This is a genomic window from Pontibacillus yanchengensis Y32 (assembly GCF_000770635.1).
Taxonomy (GTDB): Bacteria; Bacillota; Bacilli; order Bacillales; family BH030062; genus Pontibacillus; species Pontibacillus yanchengensis.
The window spans coordinates 22,457-29,025 of sequence record NZ_AVBF01000049.1; the positions used below are offsets into that span (position 1 = coordinate 22,457).

General features: G+C 40.9%; 5 protein-coding genes. 3 read left to right on the top strand and 2 right to left on the bottom strand.

The genetic code is table 11. The features are described from left to right. Positions 1-149: 149 nt before the first annotated feature. Positions 150-1,460 carry an efflux RND transporter periplasmic adaptor subunit gene (locus tag N782_RS15290; protein ID WP_036822030.1) on the bottom strand — a complete coding sequence of 437 codons (1,311 nt, stop codon included), beginning with the start codon at positions 1,458-1,460 and terminating at the stop codon, positions 150-152. Between the two features lie 30 nt (positions 1,461-1,490). Beyond that, complete coding sequence (locus tag N782_RS15295; protein ID WP_036822032.1) at positions 1,491-2,150, bottom strand: hypothetical protein; 660 nt, start codon at positions 2,148-2,150, stop codon at positions 1,491-1,493. Positions 2,151-2,537: 387 nt separating this feature from the next. Between N782_RS15295 and N782_RS15300 the strand changes: the two genes are divergently transcribed. The 3 genes from N782_RS15300 to N782_RS22010 form a co-directional block, all read left to right on the top strand. Next, complete coding sequence (locus tag N782_RS15300; protein WP_036822034.1) at positions 2,538-3,947, top strand: APC family permease; 1,410 nt, start codon at positions 2,538-2,540, stop codon at positions 3,945-3,947. A 607-nt stretch (positions 3,948-4,554) separates the two neighbouring features. After that, positions 4,555-6,369: a glycoside hydrolase family 66 protein gene (locus N782_RS15305; RefSeq protein ID WP_036822037.1), complete on the top strand. Its 1,815-nt coding sequence runs from the start codon at positions 4,555-4,557 to the stop codon at positions 6,367-6,369. Positions 6,370-6,388: 19 nt separating this feature from the next. Further along, on the top strand, positions 6,389-6,569 hold a 181-nt coding region (locus N782_RS22010), incomplete at its 3' end, for a hypothetical protein (protein WP_237582675.1).

Genomic DNA, 6,569 nt, shown 5'->3' on the forward strand with positions numbered 1-6,569 from the left:
TATTCGCGCGTGTAGTGCTTTTATTCGCGATTTCACAGATATATTCGCGAAAAACCAATTATATCCGCAATTCTGTAGTTATATTCGCGCCCAACCCAATCCGCCACAATAAAGAAAATGAGGTTGCCATAAAGACAACCTCTTTCCTTCTATCGAACAAGGACACCCATTTTCATAGCACTCCACCAGTTCTCTTGTGCTTGTATTGAGTCTAGAGTCAAGTGATCTCGATTAATTGGGGTTAAGAATGTGCCGCCGTCAAAGAATTGGCTTTCATTTTCGTCTGCAACCCATTGTCCTAACCCGACACCATCTGTGATTTGGACAAGGTCCCCCATTACTAAACCTGTTTCAATTGGTCTGGTGAGGGTGGTTCCATCAGAAGTCATCACCCACAGAAAGCGTTGTCTTTCGAAAGCAGCAGGACCTTCTTCTTCACTAGGTTGGTCAGGTGTTTCGCTTTCATCGGTGCTATTGTCTTCTGCTTCTGTGTCCGTTTCTTCAGCTGGTTCTTCTGGCTTTACTTCTTCCAGACGTTCTTGAATCCAGCCTATTTCAGCCGTAAGAGAGTTTTGTGCCTCGCCTGTTATGAAGGAAACTGTGGTATGGTAGCCTTGTAATGCTCCTTCTGGCTGTTCGTTTAATTCAATGGTGTAGTTGTAATAACTTGTATCATCTTTTTCATATTCCGAATAGGACGCGACAGATTCTAATGCACCTTCCCACGTTTGGTTCTGATTCAAGAGATTTCCTCGCACCTTCATGCCCTCTTGTATTTCATTTCGTTCTCCTTCATGAACCTTTCCTGCTACTACCAATTCGTCCTGTTTGATTGTGATGGCTGGGTTATCAAGCGTTTCAGAAATGTCTGTGATCGTTCCTTCGTACTGACTTCCAACCTGGATGACCTGGCCGTTATCGGACAATGTGTCCAATTGATCTTCGATAACGTCAAGTTGCGCTTCTTTTTTCTCTAGCATCATGTTAGCTTGTGCCTCACGCTGTGCTTTGGAAAGCTCCGCATCCACATAAGGTCGCTCATCTTCTTCCGGTTCAGGAATATCTGTATCCTCCACCGCATCAACGTAGTCTTCTAATGCATCAATTTCCCCTTCAAGCTTGTCTTCTTGACTTTCCAGCTGTTGCTTATCAGCTTGATAGTCTCGAACAACATACTCATATAAGTCGTCGCCAACATCGACTTGATCGCCTTCTTCTACTAAAAACTGCTTAAAAGAGCCTGCCTGCTTATCAAAATACGAATATTCTACAGTAGAGGATTGGAATGTTCCCTCATTTTCTATTTCGTTATATAAATCCTCTTCAAACGTCTGCTCCCACTCTTCTATGTATGACAGACGTGTAAGTTCTTTCTCATCGAACCAGACCAAAAAAATATTCACAGCAACAAACAGCAGAGACCCAAATAGAGTCAGCCTTATTTTTGTTTTTTTCTTCATCTTGATTCCTCACAATCCCTGCCATTAATTTTAAAATAAGTATAAGTCATAATAAGCTAATGTTGCGCTTGCTGCCCAATAGAATAAGTGTAAGAAAAACACCAGAATGGCCATTTTCCATTTTTTAATTGCAGAAAAATCGACAAGTGCTTTTGTCTGGAACCACATCGCCCATAGTTGAACCAAAGAAATAGCTCCAAATAGATAGATTGTCCATACATGATCTGTAATTAACGCAGCAATAATGCCAAATGAGAGAGGTGATAGAAACCAATCTAATCCTGCATACTGAACAAAAGCAACCCAAAGCAACCGTTCCACTAACATGAGGAATAGCACATTCAGTTGCACAATAATAAGTTTACGATATGGAATTCCTGTGAATACCCAATAAATAAATGGCGTGAAAAAAAGGATGACAATCGAGAATAACAAAGCATAAATTAGTCGTCCTGTCAGAAAGAAAAATTTCATAGATTCATAGGTAGCAAACGACCAATCTGTTGCTTGCCACGATAACGGCTCCATCCCTAGTCCTTTCCAAGCTGTGAATCCAAACACAAGCATACTTAGGACAAGGAACCATAGGATTCGTTTCCAAAGGCCAGTTAGGCGCTCCGCTTCTCTAATTTGAAAAAAGCTGTCTTCTCTTCTAAAAAATAATTTTGCCACTTCTACTTTATACGTCATTTTTTTCATCCTTTTCTAGCAGTTCGGCAATATATGTAAATACTCCAACTTAAAACATATTTCCGTTACGCATTGTAATTAAACCATAAAAATCTATATTATGAAAACTTTTTCTATTAGACGTTTCGACATAATACTTCGTTTCACCTTCCAATATTTGTGAGTGTCATATCATCCATTTTCTCTTTTTATCGAGAAAATGTACAGTTTTTTTCATAATAACGTTTAAATCAGAAAAAACTAGGCTACAGGGTAGCTAGAAAGCGGATTCGGGAGCTAAATCGGTAGTGAAATCTAGTGAGGAAAACTGCTCAGATTTGACATCGGTCGGCACCATTTTCGTATAATAAGTAGGTACTGTAAACACAATAGGAGGATTTATTACTTATGGGAACCCCACAGAGGAAGAAATTAGACAGAACCCTTAAACCCCATTGGGTATGGGCGATTGCATTCGGTTCAGCCGTTGGTTGGGGAGCGTTTGTACTACCAACTGATTGGATGGGCGGAAAAGGTCCACTAGCCGTCGTGATTGGGTTATTATTGGGAGCTGTACTTATGACCGTAATTGGGGTAAGTTACGGTTTTTTAATTAAGCACTTCCCAGTTTCTGGAGGAGAATTTGCGTACGCGTATATCGGATTTGGACGAACCCACGCGTTTATAGCCGGGTGGTTTTTGACGTTAGGGTATATTTGTATCGTTGCCTTAAACGCATCCGCCTTAGCATTGTTAGGTAAATTTTTATTCCCTGGAATAGTGAAAACTGGACTACTGTACACTGTAGCTGGTTGGGATGTTTATCTTGGTGAAGTATTAATTTCTACGATCGCCTTGATTGTATTTGCGATTTTAAATGTTCGTGGAGCTAGTTTTTCCGGCCGAACTCAATTTATTTTTACTATGGTATTGCTATCCGGAATTATCTTACTAGCCGTTGGTGCCTTCTTAAATGACACGGCATCGACTGCAAACATGCAACCATTATTTGATCCAAGCAAGCCAGCTCTTGCTTCCATCTTAGCTATTTTAGCAATTGCACCATGGGCTTACGTTGGATTTGATAACATTCCACAAGCAGCAGAGGAGTTCAACTTCCCTCCTGAAAAAGGATTTAAATTAATTGTGTATGCTCTATTAGCCGCTGGACTTGCTTATTCTGCCATGATCCTGATTGTATCTAGCTTAGAGCCTTGGCAAGACCTTGCTGCCATGCAATCATCATGGGCAACAGGTGCAGCGATTGAAAGCCTACTTGGACGAATTGGCGTATTTGTGATTGCCCTCGCCTTAACGATGGGTATTTTCACAGGTCTAAACGGATTTTTCTTATCATCTAGTCGACTAATGTTTGCGATGGGTCGTGCACGTATCCTTCCAGATATGTTCCATCGTCTACATCCAAAATACAACACACCTTATGTAGGCATTATCTTCACAGCTCTATTATGCATGATCGCACCTTGGTTTGGTCGCGAGGCATTGCTATGGGTTGTAGACATGTCCTCTATCGGTGTAACCATCGCGTATTTCTATTGCTGTGCCACAGCATTCAAAATGATGGAATCACCAGGCAAAAAAGCATTTTCTGCACTAGGCATGCTTAGTGCCATCACATTCTTCTTGTTATTAACATTATGGTTCCTAGAATCATCCCTATCCGCACCATCGTACATCGCACTTGCGATCTGGATAGTTATCGGAATCGTATTCTACTTTACACAAAAAGAAGACTACAACAAGATTCCACGTAAAGAATTGAACTATCTTATTCTTGAGAAAGAAGAGATTAAGTAGAGAGAAAACCAGGCATCCATATGGGTGCCTGGTTTTTTGGTTAGTTAAGAGTGTATCCAATAACGGTTTTATGTGAATTCTTTTGGTTAAATATGTTTGTTTGAGACCCCACTTTTGTTTTTCTTTTCTAACTATTTATTTTACAATTTCATACTAAGACATCCCTTGAAAAGGTGGGCACACATTTGACTCCTATTTTCATCTTCTTTTTCTCAATTTCCTTACTAGGTATATATTTTTATATCGAATTACTAGTAAAGACCTAATTACCTAAATGAATACAACAATATTTAAGTTATCTACCCTATTCTCTAACTGAGTCTTTTAAAAAGTAACCCCCCATAAAACTTAGGATGGACACGTAAGTTATAATAGTGCTTATCGAGCACACCAACTCCAATCCCTATTGTAAGCATAAGTTTCCTTATCAAAAGCCACTTTAAGACTAACAGGTACGCCCTGTTAGTCTTTTGTATGTGGTAAAATAGAATAAGTTGCTTTTGTTTTAGTCAAGAAAGGTCCTGTATCTAGCTGAAATTAATACTTAAAAAGACCATTTAACGCCTCTTAATACAATGATTCACTACAAAAAAGAAGGAGGGGCTGCATGAATAAACGTTGGTTACTACCAATTCTTTTCCTTGGCATTTTATTATTACTCATCATACCAGCTCGATTTTTATGGTCAGAAGATGAATCATTCGAAGCCCCTAACGAAAAGAAACCCGTTGGACAAGACATCAATCTGACATCCGTATCTAAAGATAAAGCGAAATATAGTCCAGAAAGTACTGTGAATTTTGAAGCAACGTTGTCGAAAAAGCCTAACCACGCGATGGACGTAAAAATTGTCTACTACCACCTAGACGAACCGGTTCATGAGAAAATCATTCAAGTCACCGATCAAACGTTCAGTTGGACGTGGCAAACGCCAAAAGCAGATTATCGTGGCTATTACGTAGAAGTGGTGCCTCTGCACAACACAAGTGGCGGGAAAACCATCGCGCTTGACGTCTCCTCATCATGGGAGATGTTCCCCCGCTATGGATTTCTTTCCAATTTTTCCGATATGGAGGATTCCAAGCAGCAAGAGGTTATCGATAACTTAACACGATATCACATTAATGGACTTCAATTTTACGATTGGCATAGTGAACACCAGCTTCCGTTAAAAATGAACGATAATGGTGAGCCGAAACAAAGCTGGTATAATATTGCCAATCAGCCTGTATCGTTTCAAACTGTAGAGGAATACATCACATTGGCCCATGAAAATAACATGGCTGCGATGTCCTATAACCTTTTAAATGGGACGTTAGCGAAAGAAAAAGAAGATGGCGAAAAAGAAGAAAAAGACGGCGAAGAAGAATGGTATCTTTATAAAGACGAAGAACAAGAAGAAATCGCTACCCATAACCTTCCTGACGACTGGAAAAGTGATATCACATTAACGAATCCAGGGAATGAAGCATGGCAGGATTATATCTTCTCCAAGCAACAAAACGTTTTTGACTCTCTGAATTTTGACGGATGGCACATCGACCAACTTGGCGATCGAGGCGACGTCTACGATGCTGAAGGGGAAAAAGTGAACCTGTTAGAAGGCTATAAAAGCTTCTTAACAGCTGCGCAAGAAAGTTTCCCTGACAAAACACTCGTCATGAATGCAGTGAATCAGTATGGTCAGGAACAAATTGCCGAATCCTCGACTCCGTTTTTATATTCCGAGTTGTGGGATCCGATCACGACATACGCTGATCTAAACGAAGTGCTGATAGAGAATCACCGTCTATCAAATTATGAGAAGAATCAAGTGTTAGCTGCCTACTTGAATTACAAAAAATCCGATAAAGAAGGAAGCTTCAACCCAGCCAGTGTTCTTTACACGGATGCGCTTATTTTTGCCCAAGGTGGTGCGCACTTGGAGCTTGGTGAGCACATGTTATCACAGGAATATTTTCCACATGACAACCTCACCATCCCTGATAACTTGAAAAAAGACTTAACAAAATACTACGACTTTATGGTCGCGTACGAAAATCTTCTCCGCGATGAAGTGCAGCCAGCTGAGTTAAATATCACCACCTCGCAATGGGTCCAGCTTAGTGATAAACCAGCCCGTGGGGAATTGTACACATTCGCAAAGAAGAAAGAAGATACAAAAATCATCCATATCCTGAATTACTTTAACACCGATCACATGAACTGGCGCGATACCCATGGCACACAAACCGAACCCGCCATGAAGCAAGAACTATCGCTATCCATCGCCGAATCGAAAAAAGTAAAAAACGTATGGATCGCATCACCCGACTGGAACAACGGCCTCCCTTCCCAGCTAAAATTCACCCAAGAAGACGGCCACGTAGAGCTTACTCTACCGAAGATCCAGTACTGGGATATGATTGTAATGGAATATTGATGAGTGTGAGCCTGTCCCTTTGGGGTGGGCTTTTTTGTGTGCGGTTATTGGTGTGGCGCGGTTGGTCGGAGGGCGGTGTGGTGCGCGCGGTTGGTGCGAGGGCGGCGGAGCGCTGAATCGGCGATTTGCTCGGAAATTTCAAATTTTGATTGCAAATTTCAGATTTTGCTCCGAAATGGAAAAAGTTGATCGCAATTTCG